Here is a 24,334-nt window from a genome sequence, read left to right on the forward strand (position 1 = left end):
GGAACGGGGCGCCTCATGGACCTGGTTCCATACAGCAGCCACGGCGTGCGGTGCGCTCCCGACCGGAATGACGGGCGCGCAGGTGTACCAAGGCCGGTCGGACCGCTCCCTCTCGGGGCCGATGCGGCGACGGGCGGTCGCCGCGCCGCCTCAGGCCCGACGTACCCGCGACGGGCTCAGTCGGCCCACCACGAACAGCGCCCCCCTGGCCGCCGCCACGCCGAGCACGGCGCCCACCGTGTTGAACAGCAGATCGTCCACATCCACGGTCCGGCCGGCCGCCATCGCGAACTGCACCGTCTCGATGAGGACGCTCAGCGACAGGCACACCGCGACGACCCGTCCCGCCGACCAGCGCGGTGCGCAGAAGGAGAGCAGCGAGGCCAGGGGGACGAACATCGCGGCGTTGGCGATCTGGAGGCGGACGATCATTTCCCGCTCCGACGCGAAGAGTCCCGCGCCGCCTTCGTCGGAGTTCCAGAGGCCCTCACCGGGCGTCAAGAAGATGTCGTAGCCCCCCGTGCCGAGCGGTTGGGTCGGCATGATCGTGGCGGCCAGGGCGAGTGCGGTCCAAGCCGCGAGCATCGCTCCGGCCGCCCGGCGCGGCAGGACGCCGTTCGAACGGTGGTGCCACCACGCGACCGTCGCCGACAACGCCACGACCGCCACGACGAACAGGGCGACGGTCGCCGGATTGATGTACAGGACGACTTGCCACATGGCGCACTCCAGTTGACACGACACACCTGCTTCGCCCGGGCCGAGCGCCTCCAGGACCAGGTGAACCCAGGCCTGTAAGCCGTTCAGGGATCAAGGCTCAGGGATCAGAACTCCGCCATTTTGGGCTCAGGTGTCAGGACTCAGTCATTCGGCGCTCGGGATCACCGAACGGGACAGCGCCACTTCGTGACATAGATTTCGCGCTTGTACTCCATGACTCCGCGGACGCATTCGTCCTTGGAGATGTGGTGCCGCTTGCTCAGTTTCGCATAGGCGTTGCGCGTCTTCTTCGATCCGAACCACAGCGGAAACGCCGTGATGCGGCGGGTCTTCCGCTGCGAACCGAGCTTGACCGTGATCTCGCCCCGCGCTCCGCTCCGCCAGTACAAGGTGGAGAACGTGAAGTTACCCGAGGTGCCGGTGCGCCCCCTGACGCAGAGCTGTCCGTTGCTGAGGTCTCCGCAACCGGCAGGGGTCGCGCTTGCCGGAGGAGCGGTCGCCAGGGTCGTGCCCAATAAGGCGGCAACCGCCACCGAGATGCCGAGTGAATGCCTGAGGTTCATGGTCCCCCTTGGTGAGGCCCGGGACTTGGTGAGGCCCGGGACCGGCCATGACGCAGCGGACGCGGTCGAGCGTCCCGTGCACTCGGCATCCTGTCCGGGCCCCTCCGGGAGTGCTCCGGATTCAGCCCCGGCATCACCCGAATGTCCGAGCGGCTCCGCACCGCACGGTGAACGTGGACCCTGGCGTCCGAACGCGGACGCTTGGCGTCGACGTGGGCCCCACAACGCACAGACCCGGCCGGGGTCTGCCCGGCCGGGCCCTCTGTGCTCGGTGGTCCACCGGAGAACGGAGCCGGTCCGGTGGAGTCGCGCTGAAAAAGAGTCGGTGGAACCGCGGATCGGTGGAGCTCAGGTCGTACGTGTCAGCCGCAGGACCCGCCGCACTGGCAGGCACCGCCACTCTGACAACCACAGCTGCAGCCGGGGCCGCAGCCGCAGGAGCCCAGGACGGGCACCGGTACCTCGACCAGACGTGGTGCCCGGTCGCGCGGCTTCTGTTCGCGGGAGGGAACGGGGCGGATGGATTCGGCCATGGGATCCTCCTCGAAGGCAGTGAGCCTGCCGCACACTCCACACTGCCGTCCGCGGGCGCATCAACGGCGCGCGGAAGCACAGCTGCCCCCACCCGCCCCGCCAGACACCGTCCCACCAGGCACGACAGGCGGGGCGCCCCCGGGCGGGCCAGGGGCGTCGGCACGTCGGCCGGCAGGAGAGAGCCCGGACGAGGGCCAGCCGCCCTCGCGCCGGCAGGAGAGAGCCCGGACGAGGGCCAGCCGCCCTCGCCCGGGCTCTCTCGCCGGGGTCATGACCAGCCCCGGGACGAGGACCGAACCCAGCCCCCACGACCGGCTCGGCCCCCGAGTTCATCACCGCCCCCGAGTTCGGACCCCGCAATCAGGCCCTCAGCAGGCCGTGGGACCAGCCCCGCGATCAGCAGTCCGTGGGGTCAGACCCCGAGGCCCGCCATCAAGCCCCCTCCACCGGCGTCACCGGCAGGATCTCGTCCGCGTGCTCGCCGGTCACCAGGTAGACGACCCGCTTGGCCACGGACACCGCGTGGTCGGCGAAGCGCTCGTAGTAGCGGCCGAGCAGCGTCACGTCGACGGCCGTCTCGATGCCGTGCTTCCAGCGGTCGTCCATCAGGTGCTGGAAGAGCGTGCGGTGCAGCAGGTCCATCGCGTCGTCGTCCTGCTCCAGCTGGAGCGCCAGGTCCACGTCCTTGGTGATGATCACCTCGGCGGCCTTGGCCATCAGCCGCTGCGCGAGCTGGCCCATCTCCAGAATCGTGGCGTGCAGGTCGGACGGTACGGCCGAGTCCGGGAAGCGGAGCCGCGCCAGCTTCGCGACGTGCTGGGCGAGGTCGCCGGACCGCTCCAGGTCGGCGCTCATCCGCAGCGAGGTGACGACGATCCGCAGGTCGGTGGCGACCGGCTGCTGGCGCGCCAGCAGGGCGATCGCCCGCGCCTCCAGTTCGCGCTGGAGATCGTCCACCTTCTCGTCCCCGGCGATCACGCTCTCGGCGAGCTTGAGGTCCGCGTCGAGAATCGCCGTGGTGGCGCGGCCGATCGCGGAGCCGACGAGCCGGCCCATCTCGACCAGGCCTTCCCCGATCGAGTCGAGCTCCTCGTGGTATGCGTCCCGCATCGATTTCCTCATCTCATCGAACTGGCTGGTTCTCCCAGCATCCACGCTCCGGGGACAGTGCGTCCCGCATCAGCCGCCGGGATGAACCGGCCCCGACGTCACGGTGAACTCTTGGCAACGTACGCCCCGCCGCCCGGCGGCGGGTGACGACGGCCCGCTGACGCCCGTCCATCCGGGGTGAACCGGCCGCAACCTGGTGGTGAACTCTCGGCAACGTCTGACCAGGGTCGGCCTCCGATGGCTGTGGGCGGCTCTTGCCACCCGCTTAATCTGGACTCATGGACGTGAACGCGGCGGTTGCCGCAGCGGCAGCGATCGCCGGGGTCGGAACCGGTGTCGTAGCCATGCTGGCCTTCCGCTGGAGCGAGCGCGAGCAGGCGAAGCCCACCCGCAGCTCGCTGCACACCGACTCCGTGCTGCCCCCCGGTGTCGACACCGTGCTGTCCGTCCTCCGCTCGTCCGCAGTCGTGCTCGACGAGGCCGACAGCGTCGTCAAGGCCAGTTCCGCGGCCTACGCCCTGGGCCTGGTCCGCGGCGGCAAGCTGGCCGTCGACCCGATGCTCCAGATGGCCCGGGACACCCGCCGGGACGGCGAGATACGACAGGTCGAGCTGGATCTGCCGCGGCGCGGATCCGGCCGCGGCGAAGGCCTGGCGGTCTCCGCCCGGGTCGCCCCGCTCGGCTCCCGGCTGGTGCTGCTGCTGGTCGAGGACCTCACCGAGGCCCGCCGCATAGAGGCCGTCCGCCGGGATTTCGTGGCCAATGTCAGCCATGAACTCAAGACCCCCGTGGGCGCGCTCTCCCTGCTCTCCGAGGCGGTGATGGACGCCTCGGACGACCCGGAGGCGGTCGACCGCTTCGCCGGCCGGATGCAGGTCGAGGCGACCCGGCTGAACAGCCTGGTGCAGGAGCTCATCGACCTCTCCCGGGTACAGAACGACGATCCGCTCGAGGACGCCGAGCCGGTGCGGGTGGACGAACTGGTCGCGGAGGCGATCGACCGCTGCCGCCACCAGGCCGGCACCAAGCAGATCACCATGGCGGCCGGGGGGACGGCGGGCCTCCATGTGTGGGGCAACCGGGGACAGCTCGCCGCGGCCCTCGGCAACCTCGTCGAGAACGCGGTCAACTACAGCCCGGCCCGCACCCGCGTCGGCATAGCCGGGCGCCGGGTCAACGCGCCCGGCGGCTCCCCGGCCGGAGGCTCGGGGGCAATGATCGAGATCGCCGTGACCGACCAGGGCATCGGCATCTCCGACCGCGACAAGGACCGGATCTTCGAACGGTTCTACCGCGTCGACCCGGCGCGCTCGCGCGCCACCGGCGGGACCGGCCTCGGCCTCGCCATCGTCAAGCACGTGGCCGCCTCGCACGGCGGGGAGGTCACGGTGTGGAGCGCTGAGGGACAGGGCTCCACGTTCACCCTGCGGCTTCCGGAGGCAGGCCGCGAAAGGGACCGGGAGCGGACGGACCGCCACGACCGGACCCTGATCGAGCCGGACGACCTCGAAGACGAGGACCACCGGCCGTACGAGACCTTCACCGATGAAACACTTCCCGCCCCGGAGGTCCTTCCGTGACCCGAGTGCTCGTCGTCGAGGACGAGGAATCGTTCAGCGACGCATTGTCGTACATGCTCCGCAAGGAGGGCTTCGAGGTCGCCATTGCGGCAACCGGGCCCGAAGGGCTGGACGAGTTCGAACGTAATGGCGCCGACCTGGTGCTGCTCGACCTGATGCTGCCGGGCCTGCCCGGCACCGAGGTGTGCCGCCAGCTGCGCGGCCGCTCCAACGTCCCGGTGATCATGGTGACCGCCAAGGACAGCGAGATCGACAAGGTCGTCGGGCTCGAAATAGGAGCCGACGACTACGTGACCAAGCCGTTCTCCTCCCGCGAGCTGGTGGCCCGGATCCGGGCCGTCCTGCGGCGCCGCGGCGAGCCGGAGGAGGTCGTCCCGGCGGCCCTGGAGGCCGGCCCGGTACGGATGGACGTCGACCGGCACGTGGTCACCGTCGGCGGCGGCAAGGTCGACCTCCCGCTCAAGGAGTTCGACCTGCTGGAGATGCTGCTGCGGAACGCCGGCCGGGTGCTCACCCGGATGCAGCTGATCGACCGGGTGTGGGGCGCCGACTACGTCGGTGACACCAAGACCCTGGACGTCCATGTGAAGCGGCTGCGCGCCAAGATCGAGCCGGACCCGGGCGCGCCGCGCTATCTGGTCACGGTCCGCGGCCTGGGCTACAAGTTCGAGCCGTAAACCGTCCCGCCGGGGAATGCCCGAACGGAAAACCCGGCCACGCTTTCCGGCAGGGAATCCCCGAAACGGAAACCCCCGGCCGAGAGCAACGACGAAAGGCCCCGGAGCAGTGCTGCTCCGGGGCCTTCGTGCTGCCTGGGTGCCGCTGCGCCGGACGCATAGGCGCGGGAACCATGCGTGCCGGGCGCATACCTGCCGGACGCATACGCGCCGGACGCGTGACGCGGCGGGCCGGGCGGCCGGCGCCGGACGGTGTCCGGCGCGCGGCTCAGTGCCCGGCGCCCTCGTGGCCCTCGGCGGACGGGCTTCCGGCGGTGTCGCCGTTGGCCTCGTCGCCCTCGGCGGACTCCCCGCCGGCGGCCTCCTCGCTGCCCGGGCTGCCGGTCGGCGAACCCGACGGGGACGCGGTGCCCGAGGGCTTCGCGGAGGACGACGGGGTCGGCACGATGCTCGGCCCGAAGTCCTTGAAGTAGGTGTGCGCGGGCACGACGAACGCCTTCAGCTCGACCTTGCCGGTCCGGCTGAACTCGAACGACACCTGCTGGGCGTTGCCGTCCCGGACGGACTCGCCGCTCCGGGCCATGACGGCGGAGGCGTTGCCCTTGCCGCCGATCATCACCGAACCGCCCGCCGGGATGGTCACCGGGCCGCTGCCCTTGGCGGGCCGCAGCTTCACGGGGGAGGACGAGCCCTCGACGGCGACGGACTCGAGCGTCTCCGTCTTCGAGCCGTCGTTGAAGATCCGGCCCGACACGACGGCCGGACCCTCCGCGCCGTCGGGCTGGGTGATCACGTTCACGTTCTGGAGCTGGACGTCACCGACGCTGGTGGCCGCGTTGTCCGGCTTGACCTGGAGCGTCGAGGCGGAGTTCCCGGCGCCGCAGGCGGCGAGCGAGGCGATCGAGAACGCGATGGCGGTCGCGGCGAGGGCGCCGCGTCGAAGGCTGCTGCTCACGGCGGCGGCATCTCCTTGGACGTAAGGGGGTGTCAGCGCGCTTACATTACCGAGCCGTGGTTTCGGCCCCGCACCCGACCCGCCCCCGGGACCCCACACGCCCTTCGCGTCCCACGCCTCACGCCCGGCTCCCGAGCCCGCCGCAGCCGTTCCACGCCATGGTGTGGGGCCCTCGTGGATCCGTACGGACTTCCCGGCGCCCCGTGCGGCGGCCTGCGCGCCGCACCGGCGCCTCCGCCACGCCGAGCGCCCGTGGGTGACACCGGGCGCGCCCTGCGGCCCTCCCACGCTCTCAGCGGCGCTCGCCGGCCACACGGGCGCCGTCCGCCACACGTGCGCCGTCCGCCACGCGGACGCCCTCAGCCGCCCGCCGGCCCGCTCTGGGCGCCCTACCCGCTCGGTCCGCCCGGCCCGGCTCTGCGGGTGGCACGCCGCGCCCGGGGGAGGCCACCCGCACGAAGGAAGTGGGCCACCCGCACGGTAAGGAAGCGCACCGTACAGCTCCCGCCACGCCGCCGACACACCGGTCCACCCCGGTTGAGCAGCCACGACGGGAGAGGCCCGGACGGCGGCCGTCACGCCGCTCGGGTCGCTACCCAGGGTCGTCACCCGGCCGTCGGCCACGCCCGGGTGACCGGTGGCGGGTGAATATCCACCGGGAGTCCGCTCGGCGGATTATCGGCGCCGAATCCGTGAAGGCGAGAAATTGATCAGTGCGCCGAACGGGTCGGAGTGATCAATTCGCGAATCGCGACCGGATCCGCATCCCCTGGCTCCGAACGGAGTAGCGGAAGTCAGCCGCTTGGACTCCGGCAAACCGGGACGTTCGGCCTGTCTTCCGGGGTCGTGGATGCGTGTAACGTACGCGTTTCGCCTCCCCGCCACAGCCGCTCCCACCTGCGAATACCTGGTTCCGGAGACCCCGCGCAGCACGTCCCGGCTGTGATTGTCAAGCCCCGAGATATGCCCTGACCTGCGAAAACGCCATTCAGAACGGGCCGTTCACGTGTTACTCTGGATAGCCACGGAAGGGGTACCTGTCACATGACGTTCAAGGTTGGCGACACCGTGGTCTATCCCCATCACGGGGCCGCGCTGATCGAGGCCATCGAAACTCGTCAGATCAAAGGCGTGGACAAGACCTACTTGGTGCTGAAGGTTGCCCAGGGTGACCTGACGGTTCGTGTGCCTGCGGACAATGCGGAGTTCGTCGGCGTGCGCGATGTGGTCGGCCAGGACGGGCTGGACCGGGTCTTCGAGGTGCTGCGTGCACCTTATGCCGAAGAGCCGACCAACTGGTCCCGTCGCTACAAGGCAAATCTCGAGAAGCTCGCCTCCGGCGACGTGATCAAGGTTGCGGAGGTCGTGCGCGACCTGTGGCGCCGTGAGCGCGAGCGCGGACTCTCCGCAGGTGAGAAGCGCATGCTCGCCAAGGCGCGGCAGATCCTGGTGAGCGAGCTCGCGCTCGCGGAGAACACCAACGAGGACAAGGCCGAGGCGCTGCTCGACGAGGTTCTGGCGTCCTGACGCACCGATCGTCCTGACGCGGACCGCGCGCAAGCGCCGGTGCCGGCAGAACAGCCGCGGTGCCCGAGTGACGATCCTGTCGCCGGGCGCTGCGGCATAGGTGCAGCTCGGCGTTGCCCTGTGCGGCGCTGTCGGTCGTGCGGCACGGGCGGTTGCGGCGCCGACGGCGCACACCCGAGCGAGGCGCACACCCGAGCGATCTGTCGGAGCGATGCGGGGAACCGGTCACCGGATCTCCCCTGCAGGAATCCTGTCAGGAACCGGCCATCCGGATCTTCGGGGAACCGGACATCGCGAAACCGGGTCCTTCTGTGTGGCTGCGTCGTCACCGACGCCCCCGACGTGATGATCCGGTGTGAGCGGGCCCACGGAAAACCGGCCCGTTGAAGACCGGTCTGTTAAAGGATGTGCCGGGCCCGGGCACACGCTCGACCGGTTGTCACGGAAGGGACCGGTCGGGGCATCGCGCCCGGCACGCTGTGGCCATACCCAACTCGGCCGAGGAAACAAACCTGAACGCGCAACCAAACTCCCCCGCTTCGCACCTCCCGCGTACCGCCGCGGTCATCCCCGCGGCCGGTCGCGGGGTCCGTCTCGGCCCCGGTGCCCCCAAGGCGCTGCGGGCGCTGGCGGGCACGCCGATGCTGGTGCACGCCGTGCGGGCGATGGCCCGCTCCCGAGCCGTTTCGCTCGTCGTCGTGGTCGCTCCGCCGGACGGTGCCGCCGAGGTCCGCACCCTCCTCGACGACCACGCCCTGCCGGAGACCACCGACGTGCTGGTCGTGCCCGGCGGGGAGACCCGCCAGGAGTCGGTGGGCCTCGGCCTCGCCGCGCTCCCCGACGACGTCGGCGTGGTCCTGGTGCACGACGCCGCGCGCCCGCTCGTTCCCGTCGACACGGTGGACGCCGTGGCCGCGGCCGTACGGTCCGGGGCTCCCGCGGTCGTCCCGGCGCTGCCGCTCGCGGACACCGTCAAGCAGGTCGAGCCCGCCGCCGCGGGCGAGCCCGAGCCCGTCGTCGGCACGCCCGAGCGCGCCCGGCTGCGCGCCGTGCAGACCCCGCAGGGCTTCGACCGGTCCGTGCTCGTCGAGGCCCACGAGAAGATCCACTGCGAGGGCGACGGGGCGACCGACGACGCCGGCATGGTGGAGCGCCTCGGCGTTCCGGTCGTCGTCGTCCCGGGCCACGAGGAGGCGTTCAAGGTCACCCGGCCGCTGGACCTCGTCCTCGCCGAGGCCGTACTCGCCCGGAGGAGGGCCACCGATGGCTTCACCTGATCCGTTGGCCGCACCTGATCCGTCCGCGTCCGGCGCCGCGCCCGTGCTGCCGCTCGTCGGGATCGGCACCGATGTCCACGCCTTCGAGAAGGGCCGTGAGCTGTGGTGCGCGGGCCTCCTCTGGGAGGGCGCCGAGTACGGGCTCGCCGGGCACTCCGACGGCGATGTCGCGGCCCACGCGGCCTGCGACGCGCTGTTCTCCGCCGCCGGAGTCGGCGATCTCGGGGCGCACTTCGGCACGGACCGGCCCGAGTGGTCCGGTGCCTCGGGCGTCACCCTGCTCGCCGAGGCGGCGCGGATCGTCCGGGCCGAGGGCTTCGAGATCGGCAATGTGGCGGTCCAGGTGATCGGCGTCCGCCCGAAGATCGGCAAGCGCCGGGCCGAGGCGCAGCAGGCGCTCTCCGCCGCGGTGGGCGCGCCCGTCTCGGTCTCCGGCACCACCACGGACGGCCTGGGGCTGACCGGCCGCGCCGAGGGGCTCGCCGCGCTGGCCACGGCCGTGGTGTTCAGGCGCCCCTGCTGAGGCGCCTGGGACGCCACGTCCCACCGCGCCGGGCCGGGGCCGTGTGCGACGGCCCCGGCCCGGCCCGGTCGGCCGTGCGTCCCCGTTCTGCGGAGCGCCGTCCGGCTGCGCGGCCCCTGCATCGGAGCGCCGTCCCGAGTGCGCGCCCCCGTTCCCCCGGCGTGCCGCCCGGCCGCGCGCCCCGTTTCCCGGCGGCTTCCCCCAGGGCGAACATCAGCTCCCCGCCCGCTCTCCGGCTCTGCGCCGAACCGGTGCCCGGCCGCAGGAATATGCCTCCACGCCGGGGAGTTGGGTACGGATCGGGGCACCCCGTTTCATCCGTACACCCGCACCGGAAGGAACCGCCGTGGCAGCCGCACTCTCCGACGGCCTCAAGAAGCTCCTCGACAGCCCGGTCTTCGTGACCGTCGGCACCGTCCAGCCCGACGGCAGCCCGCAGCTGTCCGTCGTCTGGGTGAAGCGGGACGGCGACGACGTGCTGTTCTCCACCACGGTCGGCCGCCGCAAGGAGAAGAACCTGCGGCGCGACCCCCGGGTCACCGTGCTGGTCAACCCGGCTGACGCGCCGTACACGTACGCCGAGATCCGCGGCACCGCCACCCTCACCACCGAGGGCGGGCAGGAGCTGATCGACGCGCTGTCCATGAAGTACGCCGGCAAGCCCTACGCCGAGTTCAACCCCGCGTCGGGGCAGGACGCCGAGCGGGTTGTCGTCCGGATCACCCCGCGCAAGGTCGTCGGCAGCATCTGACGCCCGCGGCTCCCGTCACCTGGAGCTTTCGGGGCGCGGTACGGCGTCCGGCGTACCGCGGCCGTCATGCTTCCGTGCCCTGTGACCCCACGGGTCGCAGGGCACTGCCGTGGGCGCACTACCCTTGTGGGGTGACCATTCGCCTGTACGACACCAGCGCCCGGCAGATCCGCGACTTCACCCCGCTCCGGCCGGGCTGCGTCTCGATCTACCTGTGTGGCGCGACCGTGCAGGCCGCCCCGCACATCGGGCACATCAGGTCGGGCCTCAACTTCGACATCATGCGCCGCTGGTTCGCCCACCGCGGCTACGACGTGACCTTCGTCCGGAACGTCACGGACATCGACGACAAGATCCTGGCCAAGTCCGCGGAGGGCGGCGAGCCGTGGTGGTCGATCGGCTTCCGCAACGAGCGGGCCTTCACCTACGGCTACGACGTGCTCGGCTGCCTCCCGCCGACCTACGAGCCGCGGGCCACCGGCCACATCCCCGAGATGATCGAGATGATGCGCGGCCTCATCGGGCGGGGCCACGCCTACGCCGCCGAGGGCAACGTCTACTTCGACGTGCGGTCCTTCCCGGAGTACCTGCGGCTCTCCAACCAGGAGCTGGAGAACCTCCAGCAGCCGTCGGGCGCCGGTGAGACCGGCAAGCGCGACCCGCGTGATTTCGCCATGTGGAAGGCGGCCAAGCCCGGGGAGCCCAGCTGGGAGACCCCGTGGGGCCGCGGCCGCCCCGGCTGGCACCTGGAGTGCTCGGCCATGGCCCACAAGTACCTGGGCGAGGCCTTCGACATCCACGGCGGCGGGCTGGACCTCGTCTTCCCGCACCACGAGAACGAGATCGCGCAGGCCAAGGCCTTCGGTGACGCGTTCGCCTCGTTCTGGGTGCACAACGCCTGGGTGACGATGAGCGGCGAGAAGATGAGCAAGTCGCTCGGCAACTCGGTGCTCGTCTCGGAGATGGTCAAGCGCTGGCGCCCGATCGTGCTCCGCTACTACCTGGGCACCCCGCACTACCGCTCGATGATCGAGTACAGCGAGGAGGCGCTGCGCGAGGCCGAGTCGGCCTTCGCGCGGATCGAGGGCTTCGTCCAGCGGGTCGTCGAGAAGGCGGGCCCGGTGGAGCCCGCGGCCGAGGTGCCGCCGGCCTTCGCCGAGGCGATGGACGACGACCTGGGCGTCCCGCAGGCCCTGGCCGTCGTGCACACGACGGTCCGGCAGGGGAACAGCGCACTCACCGCCGACGACAAGGAGGCGGCCGTCGCCCGCCTGGCGGAGGTCCGTGCGATGCTCGGAGTGCTGGGTCTCGACCCGCTCGACGAGCACTGGGCCGGCGCCGACCGCGGCGACGACCTCCACGGCGTCGTGGACTCCCTGGTCCGGCTGGTGCTGGAGCAGCGCCAGGCGGCCCGCGCCCGCAAGGACTACGGCACCGCCGACGCGATCCGTGACCAGCTCCAGCAGACCGGCCTGGTGATCGAGGACACCCCGTCCGGCCCGCGCTGGGAGCTCGGCCCGCGCTGATCGCACAATTGCACCATCGACCGGCGCTCCGGGGGGTCCCGGGGCGCCGGAGTCCATACATACGCAGGATTGCAGCAGCAGTAAGAAATTAGGTGACCCATGGCCGGCAACAGCCAGCGCAGGAACCGCCGCACGTCCAACAAGAAGGGCATGCAGGTCGGCAGTGGCGGTCAGCGGCGCCGTGCCCTGGAGGGCAAGGGCCCGACCCCGCCGGCCTCGGCGCGCAAGGGGCACGCCAAGCAGCGTGCCGCCAACGCCAAGGCCAAGCAGGCGGCCACCCGCCGTCCGGCGCCGCGCCGCGGTGGCCCCAAGGGCACCAACGAGCTGGTCGTCGGCCGCAACCCGGTGGCCGAGGCGCTGCGCGAGGGCGTCCCGGCGAACACGCTCTACGTCCAGCAGTTCATCGACAACGACGAGCGGGTGCGCGAGGCGCTGCAGCTCGCCGCCGACCGCGGCGGCATCGCGCTGATGGAGGCGCCCAAGCCCGAGCTGGACCGGATGACGAACGGCCTGAACCACCAGGGCCTCGTCCTCCAGGTGCCGCCGTACGACTACGCGCACCCGGAGGACCTGGCCGCGGCCGCGTTCGACGCCGGTGAGGACCCGCTGATCGTCGCCCTGGACGGGGTGACCGACCCGCGGAACCTGGGCGCGGTCGTCCGTTCCGTCTGCGCGTTCGGCGGCCACGGCGTGGTCGTGCCGGAGCGCCGCGCCGCCGGGATGACGGCCGGTGCGTGGAAGACCTCGGCGGGCACCGCCGCCCGCACGCCGGTCGCCCGCGCCACCAACCTGACTCGCGCCCTGGAGAGCTACCAGAAGGCCGGGATGACGGTGGTCGGCCTGGCCGCCGACGGCGAGACGGAGCTGACGGACCTCGAGGCGCTGGACGGCCCGGTGGTGATCGTGGTCGGCAGCGAGGGCAAGGGCCTGTCCCGCCTCGTCGGCGAGACCTGCGACATCCGGGTGCGGATCCCGATGCCGGGCGGCGCGGAGTCGCTGAACGCCGGTGTCGCCGCGGGCGTCGTCCTCTACGAGACGGCTCGTCGCAGGGCGTGAGCCTTTCCCCCGGGGCGGGGGAGCAGCTTGACGGGCCTCGGACAGTTCGAGGCGTCAAGGCAGTGTCCTATGCGCTCGTCACTCGGTTAGATGAGCGTGGACACCAGAACACCCCGCCCTACGGGGGCACGCTCGCGAGGGTTCGACGACGAGCCTGTGCTGAGCACGGTGAAGGTGCCGTGCGACCCGTCCCAGGTCATCGTCAACCACGCGAGCTTCCGCGTGCAGCTCGCCACGCCGGTCAGAGGCCGGGGCACGCCGGGGCACGCCCGGCAGCTCGTCGGCTCCGCCGCACGGTCGGGCGCCGGAGCGCCCGGGGCAGGGAAGCGCCGGGCACCCGTCGTGTGGAGCGGTCGCAGCGAACCGGGCGACCGCGCGGCAGGCAATCTCCTCCAGGCCGTACGGGCCTCGGGCACCGGAAACCGGGGCGGCGGCGCCGACATGGGCTCGACCCAGGTGCTGCCCCGCGTCCGGCTCGACGACGCCCCGCCGTCCGTCATCGGCCCGCGGTCCCCCCAGGCCGGCGAGACGGAACTGCTGCGCGGCGTCCGGCCCGCCCGTGGCGCGTACGACGACTACGACGACGGCCCGGACACCGACGAGTTCGCCGCGCTCGACGACCCGGGGCGCGCCGGCCGGCGCCAGGGGCCGGACCCGGTCCGGCACGCGTACTACCCCGGCCGCCGGATGAACCTCGGCGTCGTGCTGCTCCCGCTGCGCATCTTCCTCGGCTTCATCCTCATCTCCGCGGGCATGGGGAAGCTCTGCGACCCCGTGTACTTCGACGGCGGCCGCCGCGGCTCGATGGTCACCTGGCTCACGCATCTCCACCCGTGGGGCTTCGCCTCGCCGCTGCGGGACTTCGCCCTGGCGCACCCGGTGGGCTCGGGCCTGAGCGTCGCGTTCCTCCAGGTCGTGGTCGGGGTGCTGACGGTCTTCGGGCTGTGGCAGCGGCTGGCCGCCTCGTTCGGGGCACTGCTCTCGGCCACTCTGCTGATGATGGTCAGCTGGCGCTCGGTCCCGGTCTATGAGGCCCCGGACTTCATCTACCTCGCCGCTTGGAGCCCGCTGATCATCGCGGGCGCGCCGGTGTACTCGATGGACGCCCGGCTGGCGGGCGAGGCCTGGCGGCGGCTCGGCCCGCGGGTCGGCATCTGGGACCTGCGGCGGCGGGTGCTGCGGCGCGGCGCCGTCATGGCGACGGTCGTCGGCGGACTGGCCCTGCTGGTCGGCTCGATGCTCGGCAGCGCCGTGCGGTCCACGGACATGACCACGGTGCCGGGGCCGACGGACGCTCCGCGCAACCACCTCCCCGGCTCGCCGATGCCGAAGGAGCCGGAGTCCGAGCAGGCCTCCCAGGGCCCGACGTCGGCCGGATCGGGTTCGCCCGAGGCCAGCCGCAGCGCCACCCCGAGCGCCTCCGCTGGGGCGTCCACGGGCCCGGACACGGCGCGGGAGACCGCGACCGTCGGGACCGGGCAGCAGCCGGGCCAGTCCCCCTCCGGCCGGGACACCAGCGGTGTGCAGACGCCGCAGCAGCCGGCCGCTCCGGCGGCGCCGCCGAGCCAGACGGCGGGCCCGTCGTCCACGGGCGGCGGTGCCACCCCGGGCGGGGCCACCGGCGGCGGCTCGGGCTCCGGTGGCTCGGGCGGCGATTCGTCCTCCGGCGGTGCGCTGGGAGGCATCCTGGGCTGACCCGGGACCCCGTACGGGCCCGCCTACGCCTCCCCCCGGTCCCGCGGGCCGGAACGCCGCCCCACGACGTGAGTCGTGGGGCGGCGTTCTGTGTGGGGGCGGGTGGTCCGGAGGGGCGTCGGCGAACGGCGTGAAGGTCATCTCGATCGGGATGTTCACCCCTGGCAACGCCCCGGTGGCCTGGTGCGGCGGTGCCGTGGACGGAGCGGGGCGGGCCGAAGGAGGGGTACGCCCGGCAGACTCGGCGGAGGTGGGGCGGCCCGGGCGGACCAGCGGGTGCGGCCGGGCGAACCAGCGGGTGCTGCCCGGGCGAATCAGCGGGTGTGGGAGGCGAGTTCGTCCGCTGCCTCGGAGAGGTCCTTGACCGTGTCGATCGCGCGCCAGTAGGCGCCGTGGGGGAGCGGGAAGCCCGCCAGGCGCCGTTCGCGGGCCAGCCGCGGGAAGGTGGTGCGCTCGTGGTCGCCGCGCAGCGGCAGCAGGCCGGTGAACGCCGCGGAGAGCACGTACACCCCCGCGTTGATGTGATACGGCGACAGCGGGGCCTCGATGAAGTCCAGCACGTGGCCGAACTCGTCGGTCTCCACCGCTCCCCAGGGCATCCGCGGCCGGGCCAGCGCCACCGTGGCGTCCGCGCCGCGCTCGTGGTGGAAGGCGGCCATCTCGCGCAGCGAGAAGCGCGTCCAGACGTCCCCGTTGGTGGCGTACCAGGGGCGATCGGCGTGGGGGAGGGAGGCGGCGGCGTACTTGAGGCCGCCGCCCCGGCCCAGCGGCTCCTCCTCGACCACGGTGGTGACGCGCAGCGGGAGCCGGTCGGCGGCGGACCGCAGCCAGTCCTGGAGGACGGCGGCGAGGTGCCCGCAGGAGACCACGGCGTCGGTGACGCCTTCCTCGGCGAGCCAGGCCAGTTGATGGCCGATGATCGGGGTCCCGGTTCCGGGGATCTCGACCATCGGCTTGGGCCGGTCGTCGGTGTACGGACGAAGCCGTGACCCCTGGCCGCCGGCCAGGATCACGGCTTGTGTGGGATACACGTCGGTGTCCGCGTCGTTGCGCACAGCCGCGCTCACGTCCTCGTTCACATCCGCACGGTGGTCACCGGTCATGGGTGCACCCTAGGCGTTGTCCGGACATGCGCGGCATGCGGTCAGGGGGCCTCCTGGGAGACGCCGTAGGCGAAGGAGGTGTCACAGACGGGGCGGGAGAACTCCTGCGCGCGGTGCGCGGCGCCGCCGTACTTGGCGACGGCGGCCCGGCCCAGGGCGCGGGCGATGGAGGCGCAGTGCTTGGCCAGCGAGGGGCGGGCGTTGGTCTCCTCCTGGAGGTGGGTGAGGGCGATGCCCGGGTCCTTCTCCTGGAGTTCCGCGAGGAGCCGGTCGCGGAGCACGTCCTGCGGGGCGCGGGACTTGGCGTGCGTGGAGGCCTTCTCCGCGGACGCCGTGAGCATCCGGGAGTCGGTGCCGGTTCCCGACCACGGGACGCTGGTGACCGCGAGCGTCCCGGAGAGCACCAGGACGACGGGGAGGACGAAGGCGAGAGTTCTGCCGATGCGGCGGGCTGCGTGATTCACGCACGCGATCGTAGCGAGGAGTGATGATTCGACGGCATTTAGTCACTCTCTTGAGTGACGAACTGCCGAGCCGGTCCGCTCAGCGTGTTGACGTAGAGGGTCGAAACGTCAGAAGTGCGGTGATCTCAGAGGTGGTGGGCACCGGCCGGGCGGATGCCCTGACGCTGCCCACGGCGACGGCGCCGTACACCCGGGGGTGGGTGTACGGCGCCGGGCCGGGCCGGTGGTGGCTGCCGGGGCGGGGTGGCCCCGTCGGCGGCCGTCGGCGGCCGTCGGCTCCGGCGGATGCGGCGGTGTCCGGCTGTTCAGCGGTGCGGGCCGGATGTTCGGCGGTGCGGGTCGCTGCTCAGGGGCGCGGGCCGGCGTTCGGCGGTGCGGGCCGGTGCCGGCCGGTCAGTCGCCGAGGCGCTCGCCGGAGGATGTGGAGAAGACGTGCGTCTCGCCGGGGTGCGGCACGACGTGGACCACGGCGCCCTTCTCCGGCACCTGCCGGCCGCCGACGCGGACGACCAGGTCCTTCCGTTCGCCGCCGACGTCGGCGGTGCCGTAGACGTAGCCGTCGGCGCCGAGCTCCTCGACGACGTTGACGGTGATGGCCAGGCCGACCGGGGCGTCCGCGGCCTCCTTGGAGAGGGCGCGGGTGGTGTCGCCGTTCTGCTCGACCACGTCGAAGTGCTCGGGGCGGACGCCGACGGTGACGGTGCGGTCGCCCTTGTCGGAGGCGGCGGACAGCGCCTCGCGGGAGACCGGGACGACGCTGTTGCCGAACTTCACGCCGCCGTCGGTGATCGGCACCTCGACGAGGTTCATGGCGGGGGAGCCGATGAAGCCCGCGACGAAGAGGTTGGCCGGGCGGTCGTACATCCTGCGCGGCGAGTCGATCTGCTGGAGCAGGCCGTCCTTGAGGACCGCGACCCGGTCGCCCATGGTCATGGCCTCGACCTGGTCGTGGGTGACGTAGACGGTGGTGATGCCGAGGCGGCGCTGCAGGCCGGCGATCTGGGTGCGGGTCTGGACGCGGAGCTTGGCGTCCAGGTTGGACAGCGGCTCGTCCATCAGGAACACCTGCGGCTCGCGGACGATCGCGCGGCCCATCGCGACGCGCTGGCGCTGGCCGCCGGAGAGGGCCTTGGGCTTGCGGCCGAGGTACTCGGTGAGGTCCAGGATCCGGGCGGCGTCCTCGACCTTCTGGCGGATCTCGGTCTTGTTGACGCCGGCGATCTTGAGGGCGAAGCCCATGTTGTCGGCGACGGTCATGTGCGGGTACAGCGCGTAGTTCTGGAACACCATGGCGATGTCCCGGTCCTTCGGCGGGAGGTGGGTGACATCGCGGTCACCGATGCGGATCGCTCCGTCGTTGACGTCCTCCAGGCCCGCGAGCATCCGGAGGGAGGTGGACTTGCCGCAGCCGGAGGGGCCGACGAGGACGAGGAATTCGCCGTCCTCGATCTGGATGTCGAGCTTGTCGACGGCGGGCTTGTCGGTGCCCGGGTAGATCCGGGTTGCCTGGTCGTAGGTGACCGTAGCCATGGTGATATATCCCTTCACCGGCAGGAACGTGCCGGACGATCCGAGTAAAGGAGTAGTCCACTGATAGTGGGTTGCCAGGACGCTACCCGGCGGGTCGAGGTTTGTCAGTAGTTGGACAGGCCCGGATCGAGTTGCACAGCCCGGGATCGCCTGATGCCGGAAGCTGAGCGCCCTGTGTAGAGTGGAGCCGCCTCCGCGCACGGGCTTCGGTGCGCGGCGCCGACTTAGCTCAGCTGGTAGAGCACCGCTCTTGTAAAGCGAAGGTCGTCGGTTCGAACCCGACAGTCGGCTCTGAAACGGAACCGTGAGAACGCCCCGGATGATCTTTCGTCCGGGGCGTTTTGTCGTGTGCGGCCGATGTCGGTGGGCGACGTCTGTGGGCGGGCCGGCGGGAGCGAGGCCGGCGGGGTGGGGAGTCGTCCTGAGGGGCGGTGGGTGAGCGGAATGCGGGCCCGGGCGTGGGTGTTGTGGGGAAGGTGACAGATGCGTCCCGTGATGGGGTCCGGCTTCCGGGTGGGCGGGAGGCCGTGCGCGAGCGGCTGGTGGCCGAGCGTGCCGGTACGCGTGACCGGATCGCGGCCCTGAGCCGGGACTTCGACGCGATCGTCGCGGCGAACGCCCTGGTGGCGGTGGACGACGAGCACGACCCGGAGGGGTCGAGCACGGCCTTCGAGCGGGCCCATGTCGCCGCCCTGCTGGCCAAGGCGCACGATCAGCTGGCCGAACTGGACCGGGCGCTGGAGCGCCTGGAGCGCGGTGACTACGGGCGGTGCGAGGGGTGCGGGGAGCCGATCCCGGCCGCCCGGCTGGAGGCGCGCCCGGCGGCGAGCACGTGCGTGCGGTGCGCGGAGGCGGGCACGGCGCGCCGCTGAGTGGGGGAAGGCGGGGACGGCGCGCCGCTGAGTGGGGGAAGGCGGGGACGGCGCGCCGCTGAGTGGGGGAGCGGCTTCCCGACTCTCCCGTTCCCGCTGCCCGGCCTGACGTGTAGCGCTCAGGGGTGCATGCGGGCGCCCTTGAGCACCTTGTCGACCGCGTTGCGGGGCCCGTACACGGCGAGGCCCACCAGATCCAGTTGATCCCTTGGTACGGCCCGCACCGCCGCGCGGTTGTCCCGGTCGTTGCCGGTGGCGAAGAGGTCGGAGGTGAACACCGCCCGTGGCAGCGAGCGGGACAGGGCGCGGCCGTGTGCGGCGGTCAGGGTCTCCTTCGCCCCCTCGAAGACCAGGACGGGCTGGCGGAACATCGGCAGGTAGGCGGTGCCGTCGGCGTCGGCGTACGGCTCGCCGATCACCTCGGGGAGCTCCGAGCCGAGACCGCTGACCAGGAACGCGGTCACGTTCAGCCGCTGCCAGGGTTCCAGGTCCTCGCGCAGCAGGACGGCGATCTTGGTGTCGAAACGTACGGGCGGGTTCGTGGTGGTCATGCTCCGAGACTGCCGACCGGCCTGTCGTACGGTCTTGTACATTCCTTGCATGGTGGGCCGGCAGGAGATCTCCGCGTGGTGTCCGCCGGTCTCGGGTGTCGTGGAGGTCTTCCACGCCCACTTCACCGAGCACGCGTACCCCATGCACCTCCACGACGTGTGGACCCTGCTGATCGTTGACGACGGCGCGGTCCGCTACGACTTGAACCGTCGCGAGTGCGGCACCCCGGACGACACGGTGTCCCTGCTCCCGCCGCAGATCCCGCACAACGGCTCCCCCGCCACCCCGCAGGGCTTCCGCAAGCGGGTGCTCTACCTGGACCTGAGCCTGCTGAACGAGAGCTTCATCGGCCCGGCGGTCGACGGCCCGGACCTGGCCGACCCGCTCCTGCGCCGGCGCGTCGGGCAGTTGCACACGGCCCTCGCGCACCGGGGTGACGAACTTGAGGCGGAGAGCCGTCTCGCCCTGATCGGCGAACGGCTGCGCGGCCACCTGCGGCCCCGGCTCGTCCGGCGTCCGCCGGAGCCCGGCCGCGGCGTGGCCGAGGATCTGCGGGAACTCCTGGACGAACGGCTGGTCCAGGGGGCGACGTTGGACGAGGCGGCCGAGCTCCTGCACGCCCATCCGACCCACCTGGTGCGGGCCTTCAGCGCCGCCTTCGGTATTGCCCCGCACCAGTACCTGATGGCCCGCCGCGTCGACCGCGCCAGGCGGCTGTTGCTCGACGGCCGGCCGCCCGCGGAGGTGGCGACCGAGGTCGGTTTCTACGACCAGTCGCATCTGACCCGGCACTTCAAGCGGCTCGTGGGCACCGCACCCGGCCGTTACACGGGCAGGGGCGCCCCGGCGGGACGGTGACCGGGGAACGGACCCCGCGAGCACCACGGCGTTGTCCATTCATGCTGCCTTCCGTGAGGTCCGAAGGGTGAGGCCAGCACGAAGGTGGTTTCCTCGTGCCCGCACGATGGAGTCGGCGCTGTCGCGTTGGTTGACTTGCCGCATGGTCAACACGCAGCCCCGCGGGGCGAATCGCAGCAGGTGGGTGCCGGTCGTGTCGGCTCTCGTGGGGGCCTCCGCATGGCGTGCTGCGGGGCGGGGGCTGGTGCTGTTTCCGGCTGCCGTCGGCAGGCTGGTGGCCGGCATCGGGCAGGGCCGGGGCGGCCTGGTGCTCCGGGGCGGGTGCGGTGTCGCGCTGGGGCTGTTCGGCTGGGCCGTGGCGTTGCTGGCGGGGCAGGCGACCGCCAACGGGCTGCTGTATCCGCTGATCGACGCGCATGACTACGAGCACTCGTGGGGCGGGCCGACGCTGGTGGGGGCGTGGGTCGTTCATGCGCTGGTCGCCGTGCCGGTGGTGCTGGCGGCGCTCGGCGTGCTCCGGGGTGTCGCGGCCGCCGACCGGGCCCTGGAGCCGCCGGCGTCCGGTGGCCGGCGGCCCTGGTGGCCGGTCGCGCTGTCCGTGGTGTTCGCGCTGCTGGCGGTGCTGCTCGTCAACGCGTGGCTGCATCAGCTGTAGGGGGTGGTGCGGGAACGGCCGCTCGGGGCTGGTTCCGACCCGGCTGGTCGCCCCGCTTGTGGAAGTGGGGGAAGGGCGGTGCGCGGCGGGGTTCTCCGGCGGTCAGGTGTGCTGTGGGGTTCTCCGCCCGATCAGTCGCAGGGCGAGCAGTCCGCCGACTCCGGGGACGGCGGACTGCCACCGGGCGCTCGTCGGGGCCGCGGCCGTCAGCGCGGTGGCCGCGATGACGGCGAGGTAGGCCGTGCCGTGCAGGGGGCCGACGAGTGACGTGATCGCCGGGATGTGCGCGGTGAAGAGGTTGCCCAGGAGGGCCACGAACGAGGCGGCCTCGACGGCGGCCGCGATGCGGAGGGTGCGCATGGCGGTCACGCACCCGTGGTGGAGCCGGGGCGGATGATCATCAGGATGACGACGATCGCCCACAGGAGGTTGAACACGCCGGTGAGCATGGTCAGTCGGGTTGCCACGGGGCGCAGTTCGTCCGGGGCCGTCTTCTGCTCCGATTCAGCTTCTGCGCCCACTTCTACGTCCGCTTCCGCTTTCACGTCCCCGTCCACGTCCGCGTCCGGCGTGCGGGGCGCTGCCAGCAGCCGCCGCTGGCCGGGGAGGATCGCCAGGGCGAGGAGGCCCGCCGCGAGGGTGGTCAGCACGAGTGAGGCGATCAGCCAGGCGTCGGTGAGGACGCCGAGCCGGGCGCCGGTGGCGATCCCGAAGACGGGCACCGCGAGGCCTGCGAGGGCGTAGCCGCGGCAGATCCGGTGCAGCAGGGCGGCGACTCCGGCGGCCCGCCCGTCGGGATCCGCGCCCCCGGACGCCTGCAGCGCGTAGCGGGGGAAGAGCGAAGCGGCCACGGCGATCGATCCGACCGTCAGTATCGCGGCGAGGACATGCACGGACAGCAGCAGCTTGGTCACTGCGGTGCCTCCCGGTCATCGGAAGCTATATGTGTTGGCTGCCAATACATACACTGCCAACAGCTCTTTTGGGTAGGCTGCCTACTCATGAGGGCAGATGCGGTGCGAGGGCACCTGGACGGACTGTTGCTGGCCGTGCTCGAACCGGGCCCGCTGCACGGATACGCGATCATCGCCGCGGTCCAGCAGCGCAGCGGCGGCGCGCTGGAGTTGCGCACGGGGACGATCTATCCGGCCCTGAACCGGCTGGAGCGGCTCGGGCTGCTCAGCAGCAGTTGGCAGTCGTCCGGCGAGCGGCGCCGGCGCTGCTACGAGCTGACGGACGCGGGGCGGGCGACCCTGGCCGGGGAGCGGACGGCGTGGAGCGAGTTCACCGCGGCGATCGGCTCGGTCCTGAACCCCACGGCGCCGCCCGCGGGGGCGATGTGACCGCCGTCGGCCGGCCGGCCGACCCCATCGACGACTACGTCGGAACCCTGACGGCCGCCCTGCATGGCCCGGCCCGTGCCAAGGCCCGGATGATCGAGGAGATCCGCGGCGGGCTCGTGGACACCGCCGCGGCCCATCAGGGTGACGCGGTGCCGTATGCGAGCGCCGCCCGGGAAGCGGTGCGGGAGTTCGGGGCCGCCGAGGAGCTCGTACCGAGCTGTCAGCGGGAACTGACCATCGCTCAGGCGCGGCACACCGCGCGCGTCGTGGCTCTCGCGGCGCCCTTCCTGGTCGCCTGCTGGTACCTGGCCCGGACCGCCGACCGCGCGCAGGCAGGGGAGTGGTCGCGTACGGCGCAGATGCTGGCCGTCCATCTGGCCGGGGTCGCGACCGTCGCCGCGCTGCTCGCCGCCGTCGGGTTGGCGGCCACCGGCCATCTCGCCCGCCGCCTGCCCACGCCGGAGGGGCTGCCCCGCGCGGTCGCCTGGGCCGGCACGACCACCAGCATCGCCATGGCGGTCGCCACGCTCATGCTGGCCGGCGCCTGCCTCCTGGCCACGGACTGGCCGCTGTTGGCGTTCGCCGGGGCGCTTGCCGCGGTGTCGCACGCGGTGGTGGCCGCCTCGGCCCGCGCCTGCCGTCAGTGTGCACGCTTGGTGATCGCACAACCCGCCGAGTCCCGGCTGCGGGGCTGACGCGCCGGTCAGTCCGCCGCGATCCATGCTCACGAGGAGCGCGGAGAGCGCCCCGAACCGTGATCGGTACGGGGTGCTTCGCGTCTCCGGCGGAGGTCGGCACCGGCGGAGGGCGGCGCGTAAGGGCGGTCGACGCTCAGGCCGACACCGGTACGCCCAGCTCCGATGCCAGGGATCGGAGTTGCCCGGACGGTGTCCTGCTCATGGTGAGCAGGTCGGACACGAGTTGCTTCACGCTCGGCAAGGCGTGGACGATCTCGGGCGAGAGCCGGTGGGCCGCGAGAAGCGCGGACACCGCCTCTTCGGTCTGACGGCGCTGGGCGTGCGCTCGGGCGATATCGATCCGGAAGCGCGTCTGCCGTTCGGACGACAGTGACGTGGCATCGATTGCTTCCGCCACGCGCAGCGCCAGGCCGGCGTCTCCCAGATCGATGGCGATCGACACTTCGTGCAGGGCGACGTTGGCCGGTCCGAACTCGGTGTTGTAGTCGTTGCGGCCCTCCCCGACCCGAGCCGCCATCTCACGGGCCTGGCGGACGTACCCGTATGCCGTCTCGGCCTCGTTCATCCGGGCTGCCGCCAGTGCCCGTTGCAGGGTGAGGGCGCCTCGAAGGGCCACGGCCTCGGGCTGTCCGGACTCCGCCAGGGCGCGCATCGCATCCGCGGCGCTCCCGGAAGCGCGTGCTGCCTGGTCGTAGTTGTGAGCGCCGAGGAAGACGATGCAGAGCCGGAACTGACCGGCGGCCATCAGGAGCGGATCGCCGGCGCGCTCTGCAGCGGTCACCCCTCGGTCGCAGGCGATCCACGCCGCCCCGCTCTCTCCCATGGTGGCCAGTGCCGCACCGCAGGCGTGATAGGCGGCAGCAAGGAGCCGGTACAGCTCGGGGCTGTCCTGCGCGGGCGCCGATCGGGCGGCGGACTCCAGGCTCGGAATCAGGTACTCCAGCAGTTCGGCCAGGCTCTCGTAACTGCCCTCATGGGTCAGGGACCAGGCCTGGTCCACATCAGTGCGGAGGGCCGCCGGGTCCGGTCGCTCATGCGGAACGAGGATGGCGTCCAGGGAGTGGGCGGTGCTCAGTAGCAGCCGCAGTCGATGGGCCCCGGGCGGCTGGTCACCGGTTGTCGCGGCGACGACCGGCGCCTCGGAGGCGAGTTCGGCAACCGGCAGGTCGAGGACTCGGGCGACCCGCTCCAGCACGGTCATCCGATCGATCCGGCGCACCCCGCGCTCCACCTGGGAGACCCAGGCCTCCGAGCGGTCCAGAAGCCCGGCGAACTCCCGCTGTGAGAGGCCGCGGCGCTTGCGATGGGAAGCGATCCTGCGGCCGAGCGACTTCTCGTACTCAGAGCTCAACGTCCACGCCCTTGCCGGATACGAATTCCAGTCGGTCGACCACCGTGGTGGACACGTACTCCTCGCGTGCGGTGAGGAATGCCTGGACGTAGTCCTGCGACTCGTGGGTTTCGAAGGCGTCCTTGTCCCGGTAGAGCTCGTAGAAGATCCGCTCCAACGGGCGACCGTCAACACGGTGCACCGCGTAGATCACCGTCCCGGGTTCGTTCGTGCGGATCCGCTCGCCGGTCCGTTCCACCAGGGAATCGAACTCGGCTGCCGCCGACGCGTCCTTGCATGTGAAGCGCACCATCAGCCCGAACATGCGGTTCCCCTCCTCTTCGACGTCCTGGCCCAGCGCCACGCCGCAGGGTGAACGCTATGCGGCCCGTAACCCGCAGTGAAAGTACGTTCTCGCACTGACACTTCCGGTAC

General features: G+C 72.0%; 26 protein-coding genes and 1 tRNA gene. 15 read left to right on the forward strand and 12 right to left on the reverse strand.

Features of this window, described 5'->3' with window-relative positions:
- Positions 1 to 150 precede the first annotated feature (150 nt).
- The 3 genes from ABT112_RS22625 to phoU all read right to left on the reverse strand — a co-directional run bounded on the left by ABT112_RS22625 (position 151) and on the right by phoU (position 2,927).
- Complete coding sequence (locus ABT112_RS22625; RefSeq protein WP_351512283.1) at positions 151 to 720, reverse strand: VanZ family protein; 570 nt, start codon at positions 718 to 720, stop codon at positions 151 to 153.
- 161 nt (positions 721 to 881) lie between these two features.
- Positions 882 to 1,283 (reverse strand): hypothetical protein, encoded by a 402-nt coding sequence (locus tag ABT112_RS22630; RefSeq protein ID WP_351512285.1) that lies wholly within the window; start codon positions 1,281 to 1,283, stop codon positions 882 to 884.
- 966 nt (positions 1,284 to 2,249) lie between these two features.
- A complete protein-coding gene (gene phoU / locus ABT112_RS22635) occupies positions 2,250 to 2,927 on the reverse strand; it encodes a phosphate signaling complex protein PhoU (protein ID WP_351512287.1) in 678 nt (225 codons plus the stop codon).
- Between the two features lie 278 nt (positions 2,928 to 3,205).
- Between phoU and phoR the strand changes: the two genes are divergently transcribed.
- Together phoR and phoP are read left to right on the forward strand one after the other, a co-directional pair.
- Positions 3,206 to 4,507: a two-component system sensor histidine kinase PhoR gene (gene phoR, locus ABT112_RS22640; protein WP_351512289.1), complete on the forward strand. Its 1,302-nt coding sequence runs from the start codon at positions 3,206 to 3,208 to the stop codon at positions 4,505 to 4,507.
- Positions 4,504 to 5,184, forward strand: a complete 681-nt coding sequence (gene phoP, locus ABT112_RS22645) for a two-component system response regulator PhoP (RefSeq protein WP_351512291.1) — start codon at positions 4,504 to 4,506, stop codon at positions 5,182 to 5,184. Before phoR ends, phoP begins: the two co-directional genes overlap by 4 nt.
- 268 nt (positions 5,185 to 5,452) lie before the next feature.
- Here phoP and ABT112_RS22650 read toward each other — a convergent pair whose 3' ends face one another.
- The gene (locus ABT112_RS22650; protein ID WP_351512293.1) at positions 5,453 to 6,139 is read right to left on the reverse strand and encodes a DUF461 domain-containing protein; all 687 of its coding nucleotides are present in this window, start codon (positions 6,137 to 6,139) and stop codon (positions 5,453 to 5,455) included.
- 1,044 nt (positions 6,140 to 7,183) lie between these two features.
- Here ABT112_RS22650 and ABT112_RS22655 point away from each other — a divergent pair.
- The 7 genes from ABT112_RS22655 to ABT112_RS22685 all read left to right on the forward strand — a co-directional run bounded on the left by ABT112_RS22655 (position 7,184) and on the right by ABT112_RS22685 (position 14,494).
- The gene (locus tag ABT112_RS22655) at positions 7,184 to 7,666 is read left to right on the forward strand and encodes a CarD family transcriptional regulator (protein ID WP_003953493.1); all 483 of its coding nucleotides are present in this window, start codon (positions 7,184 to 7,186) and stop codon (positions 7,664 to 7,666) included.
- Between the two features lie 512 nt (positions 7,667 to 8,178).
- Entirely contained in the window at positions 8,179 to 8,943 is a 765-nt protein-coding gene (ispD, locus tag ABT112_RS22660) for a 2-C-methyl-D-erythritol 4-phosphate cytidylyltransferase (protein ID WP_351512364.1), read from the forward strand.
- Positions 8,930 to 9,466 (forward strand): 2-C-methyl-D-erythritol 2,4-cyclodiphosphate synthase, encoded by a 537-nt coding sequence (gene ispF, locus ABT112_RS22665; protein ID WP_351512295.1) that lies wholly within the window; start codon positions 8,930 to 8,932, stop codon positions 9,464 to 9,466. Before ispD ends, ispF begins: the two co-directional genes overlap by 14 nt.
- 346 nt (positions 9,467 to 9,812) lie before the next feature.
- Positions 9,813 to 10,217 carry a PPOX class F420-dependent oxidoreductase gene (locus ABT112_RS22670; RefSeq protein ID WP_351512297.1) on the forward strand — a complete coding sequence of 135 codons (405 nt, stop codon included), beginning with the start codon at positions 9,813 to 9,815 and terminating at the stop codon, positions 10,215 to 10,217.
- 131 nt (positions 10,218 to 10,348) lie between these two features.
- The gene (gene cysS, locus ABT112_RS22675) at positions 10,349 to 11,743 is read left to right on the forward strand and encodes a cysteine--tRNA ligase (protein ID WP_351512299.1); all 1,395 of its coding nucleotides are present in this window, start codon (positions 10,349 to 10,351) and stop codon (positions 11,741 to 11,743) included.
- Positions 11,744 to 11,842: 99 nt separating this feature from the next.
- Complete coding sequence (rlmB, locus tag ABT112_RS22680; RefSeq protein WP_351512300.1) at positions 11,843 to 12,799, forward strand: 23S rRNA (guanosine(2251)-2'-O)-methyltransferase RlmB; 957 nt, start codon at positions 11,843 to 11,845, stop codon at positions 12,797 to 12,799.
- Between the two features lie 90 nt (positions 12,800 to 12,889).
- Entirely contained in the window at positions 12,890 to 14,494 is a 1,605-nt protein-coding gene (locus ABT112_RS22685) for a DoxX family protein (protein ID WP_351512302.1), read from the forward strand.
- 314 nt (positions 14,495 to 14,808) lie between these two features.
- Here the strand turns inward: ABT112_RS22685 and ABT112_RS22690 are convergent, their stop codons facing one another.
- From ABT112_RS22690 to ABT112_RS22700, 3 genes are all read right to left on the reverse strand, one after another.
- Entirely contained in the window at positions 14,809 to 15,597 is a 789-nt protein-coding gene (locus tag ABT112_RS22690; protein WP_351512304.1) for a nucleotidyltransferase family protein, read from the reverse strand.
- A gap of 41 nt (positions 15,598 to 15,638) precedes the next feature.
- Positions 15,639 to 16,061, reverse strand: coding sequence for a hypothetical protein (locus ABT112_RS22695; RefSeq protein WP_351512306.1), 423 nt, complete (start codon positions 16,059 to 16,061; stop codon positions 15,639 to 15,641).
- 393 nt (positions 16,062 to 16,454) lie between these two features.
- Entirely contained in the window at positions 16,455 to 17,591 is a 1,137-nt protein-coding gene (locus ABT112_RS22700; RefSeq protein ID WP_351512308.1) for an ABC transporter ATP-binding protein, read from the reverse strand.
- A gap of 218 nt (positions 17,592 to 17,809) precedes the next feature.
- Here ABT112_RS22700 and ABT112_RS22705 point away from each other — a divergent pair.
- Positions 17,810 to 17,882, forward strand: a tRNA-Thr gene (locus ABT112_RS22705).
- Between the two features lie 236 nt (positions 17,883 to 18,118).
- Complete coding sequence (locus ABT112_RS22710; protein ID WP_351512310.1) at positions 18,119 to 18,463, forward strand: TraR/DksA family transcriptional regulator; 345 nt, start codon at positions 18,119 to 18,121, stop codon at positions 18,461 to 18,463.
- Positions 18,464 to 18,582: 119 nt separating this feature from the next.
- Here the strand turns inward: ABT112_RS22710 and ABT112_RS22715 are convergent, their stop codons facing one another.
- A complete protein-coding gene (locus ABT112_RS22715; protein ID WP_351512312.1) occupies positions 18,583 to 19,014 on the reverse strand; it encodes a DUF2000 family protein in 432 nt (143 codons plus the stop codon).
- A gap of 49 nt (positions 19,015 to 19,063) precedes the next feature.
- Between ABT112_RS22715 and ABT112_RS22720 the strand changes: the two genes are divergently transcribed.
- Positions 19,064 to 19,873 carry an AraC family transcriptional regulator gene (locus ABT112_RS22720; RefSeq protein WP_351512314.1) on the forward strand — a complete coding sequence of 270 codons (810 nt, stop codon included), beginning with the start codon at positions 19,064 to 19,066 and terminating at the stop codon, positions 19,871 to 19,873.
- A 193-nt stretch (positions 19,874 to 20,066) separates the two neighbouring features.
- On the forward strand, positions 20,067 to 20,528 hold the full coding sequence (locus tag ABT112_RS22725) for a hypothetical protein (protein WP_351512316.1): 462 nt from the start codon (positions 20,067 to 20,069) through the stop codon (positions 20,526 to 20,528).
- A gap of 102 nt (positions 20,529 to 20,630) precedes the next feature.
- Here ABT112_RS22725 and ABT112_RS22730 read toward each other — a convergent pair whose 3' ends face one another.
- Together ABT112_RS22730 and ABT112_RS22735 are read right to left on the reverse strand one after the other, a co-directional pair.
- Positions 20,631 to 20,888 carry a DUF3817 domain-containing protein gene (locus ABT112_RS22730; RefSeq protein ID WP_351512366.1) on the reverse strand — a complete coding sequence of 86 codons (258 nt, stop codon included), beginning with the start codon at positions 20,886 to 20,888 and terminating at the stop codon, positions 20,631 to 20,633.
- Positions 20,889 to 20,893: 5 nt separating this feature from the next.
- Positions 20,894 to 21,442 (reverse strand): hypothetical protein, encoded by a 549-nt coding sequence (locus tag ABT112_RS22735; protein ID WP_351512318.1) that lies wholly within the window; start codon positions 21,440 to 21,442, stop codon positions 20,894 to 20,896.
- Between the two features lie 87 nt (positions 21,443 to 21,529).
- Here ABT112_RS22735 and ABT112_RS22740 point away from each other — a divergent pair, with 87 nt between their 5' ends.
- Together ABT112_RS22740 and ABT112_RS22745 are read left to right on the forward strand one after the other, a co-directional pair.
- Positions 21,530 to 21,871 (forward strand): PadR family transcriptional regulator, encoded by a 342-nt coding sequence (locus ABT112_RS22740; protein ID WP_351512319.1) that lies wholly within the window; start codon positions 21,530 to 21,532, stop codon positions 21,869 to 21,871.
- Entirely contained in the window at positions 21,868 to 22,566 is a 699-nt protein-coding gene (locus ABT112_RS22745; protein WP_351512321.1) for a permease prefix domain 1-containing protein, read from the forward strand. Before ABT112_RS22740 ends, ABT112_RS22745 begins: the two co-directional genes overlap by 4 nt.
- Positions 22,567 to 22,702: 136 nt before the next feature.
- Here ABT112_RS22745 and ABT112_RS22750 read toward each other — a convergent pair whose 3' ends face one another.
- Together ABT112_RS22750 and ABT112_RS22755 are read right to left on the reverse strand one after the other, a co-directional pair.
- Positions 22,703 to 23,920 carry a helix-turn-helix domain-containing protein gene (locus ABT112_RS22750; protein WP_351512323.1) on the reverse strand — a complete coding sequence of 406 codons (1,218 nt, stop codon included), beginning with the start codon at positions 23,918 to 23,920 and terminating at the stop codon, positions 22,703 to 22,705.
- Positions 23,910 to 24,224, reverse strand: coding sequence for a putative quinol monooxygenase (locus ABT112_RS22755; protein ID WP_351512368.1), 315 nt, complete (start codon positions 24,222 to 24,224; stop codon positions 23,910 to 23,912). Before ABT112_RS22755 ends, ABT112_RS22750 begins: the two co-directional genes overlap by 11 nt.
- Positions 24,225 to 24,334: the final 110 nt, after the last annotated feature.

The organism is Streptomyces sp. NPDC002055 (assembly GCF_040296705.1).
GTDB lineage: Bacteria > Actinomycetota > Actinomycetes > Streptomycetales > Streptomycetaceae > Streptomyces.

Coding starts and splice junctions, on each gene's coding strand:
- ABT112_RS22625 (WP_351512283.1), bottom strand. CDS start 720: ATGTGGCAAGTCGTCCTGTACATCAATCCGGCGACCGTCGCCCTGTTC.
- ABT112_RS22630 (WP_351512285.1), bottom strand. CDS start 1,283: ATGAACCTCAGGCATTCACTCGGCATCTCGGTGGCGGTTGCCGCCTTA.
- phoU (WP_351512287.1), bottom strand. CDS start 2,927: ATGCGGGACGCATACCACGAGGAGCTCGACTCGATCGGGGAAGGCCTG.
- phoR (WP_351512289.1), top strand. CDS start 3,206: ATGGACGTGAACGCGGCGGTTGCCGCAGCGGCAGCGATCGCCGGGGTC.
- ABT112_RS22655 (WP_003953493.1), top strand. CDS start 7,184: ATGACGTTCAAGGTTGGCGACACCGTGGTCTATCCCCATCACGGGGCC.
- ispF (WP_351512295.1), top strand. CDS start 8,930: ATGGCTTCACCTGATCCGTTGGCCGCACCTGATCCGTCCGCGTCCGGC.
- rlmB (WP_351512300.1), top strand. CDS start 11,843: ATGGCCGGCAACAGCCAGCGCAGGAACCGCCGCACGTCCAACAAGAAG.
- ABT112_RS22685 (WP_351512302.1), top strand. CDS start 12,890: ATGAGCGTGGACACCAGAACACCCCGCCCTACGGGGGCACGCTCGCGA.
- ABT112_RS22690 (WP_351512304.1), bottom strand. CDS start 15,597: ATGACCGGTGACCACCGTGCGGATGTGAACGAGGACGTGAGCGCGGCT.
- ABT112_RS22700 (WP_351512308.1), bottom strand. CDS start 17,591: ATGGCTACGGTCACCTACGACCAGGCAACCCGGATCTACCCGGGCACC.
- ABT112_RS22715 (WP_351512312.1), bottom strand. CDS start 19,014: ATGACCACCACGAACCCGCCCGTACGTTTCGACACCAAGATCGCCGTC.
- ABT112_RS22720 (WP_351512314.1), top strand. CDS start 19,064: ATGGTGGGCCGGCAGGAGATCTCCGCGTGGTGTCCGCCGGTCTCGGGT.
- ABT112_RS22730 (WP_351512366.1), bottom strand. CDS start 20,888: ATGCGCACCCTCCGCATCGCGGCCGCCGTCGAGGCCGCCTCGTTCGTG.
- ABT112_RS22740 (WP_351512319.1), top strand. CDS start 21,530: ATGAGGGCAGATGCGGTGCGAGGGCACCTGGACGGACTGTTGCTGGCC.
- ABT112_RS22755 (WP_351512368.1), bottom strand. CDS start 24,224: ATGTTCGGGCTGATGGTGCGCTTCACATGCAAGGACGCGTCGGCGGCA.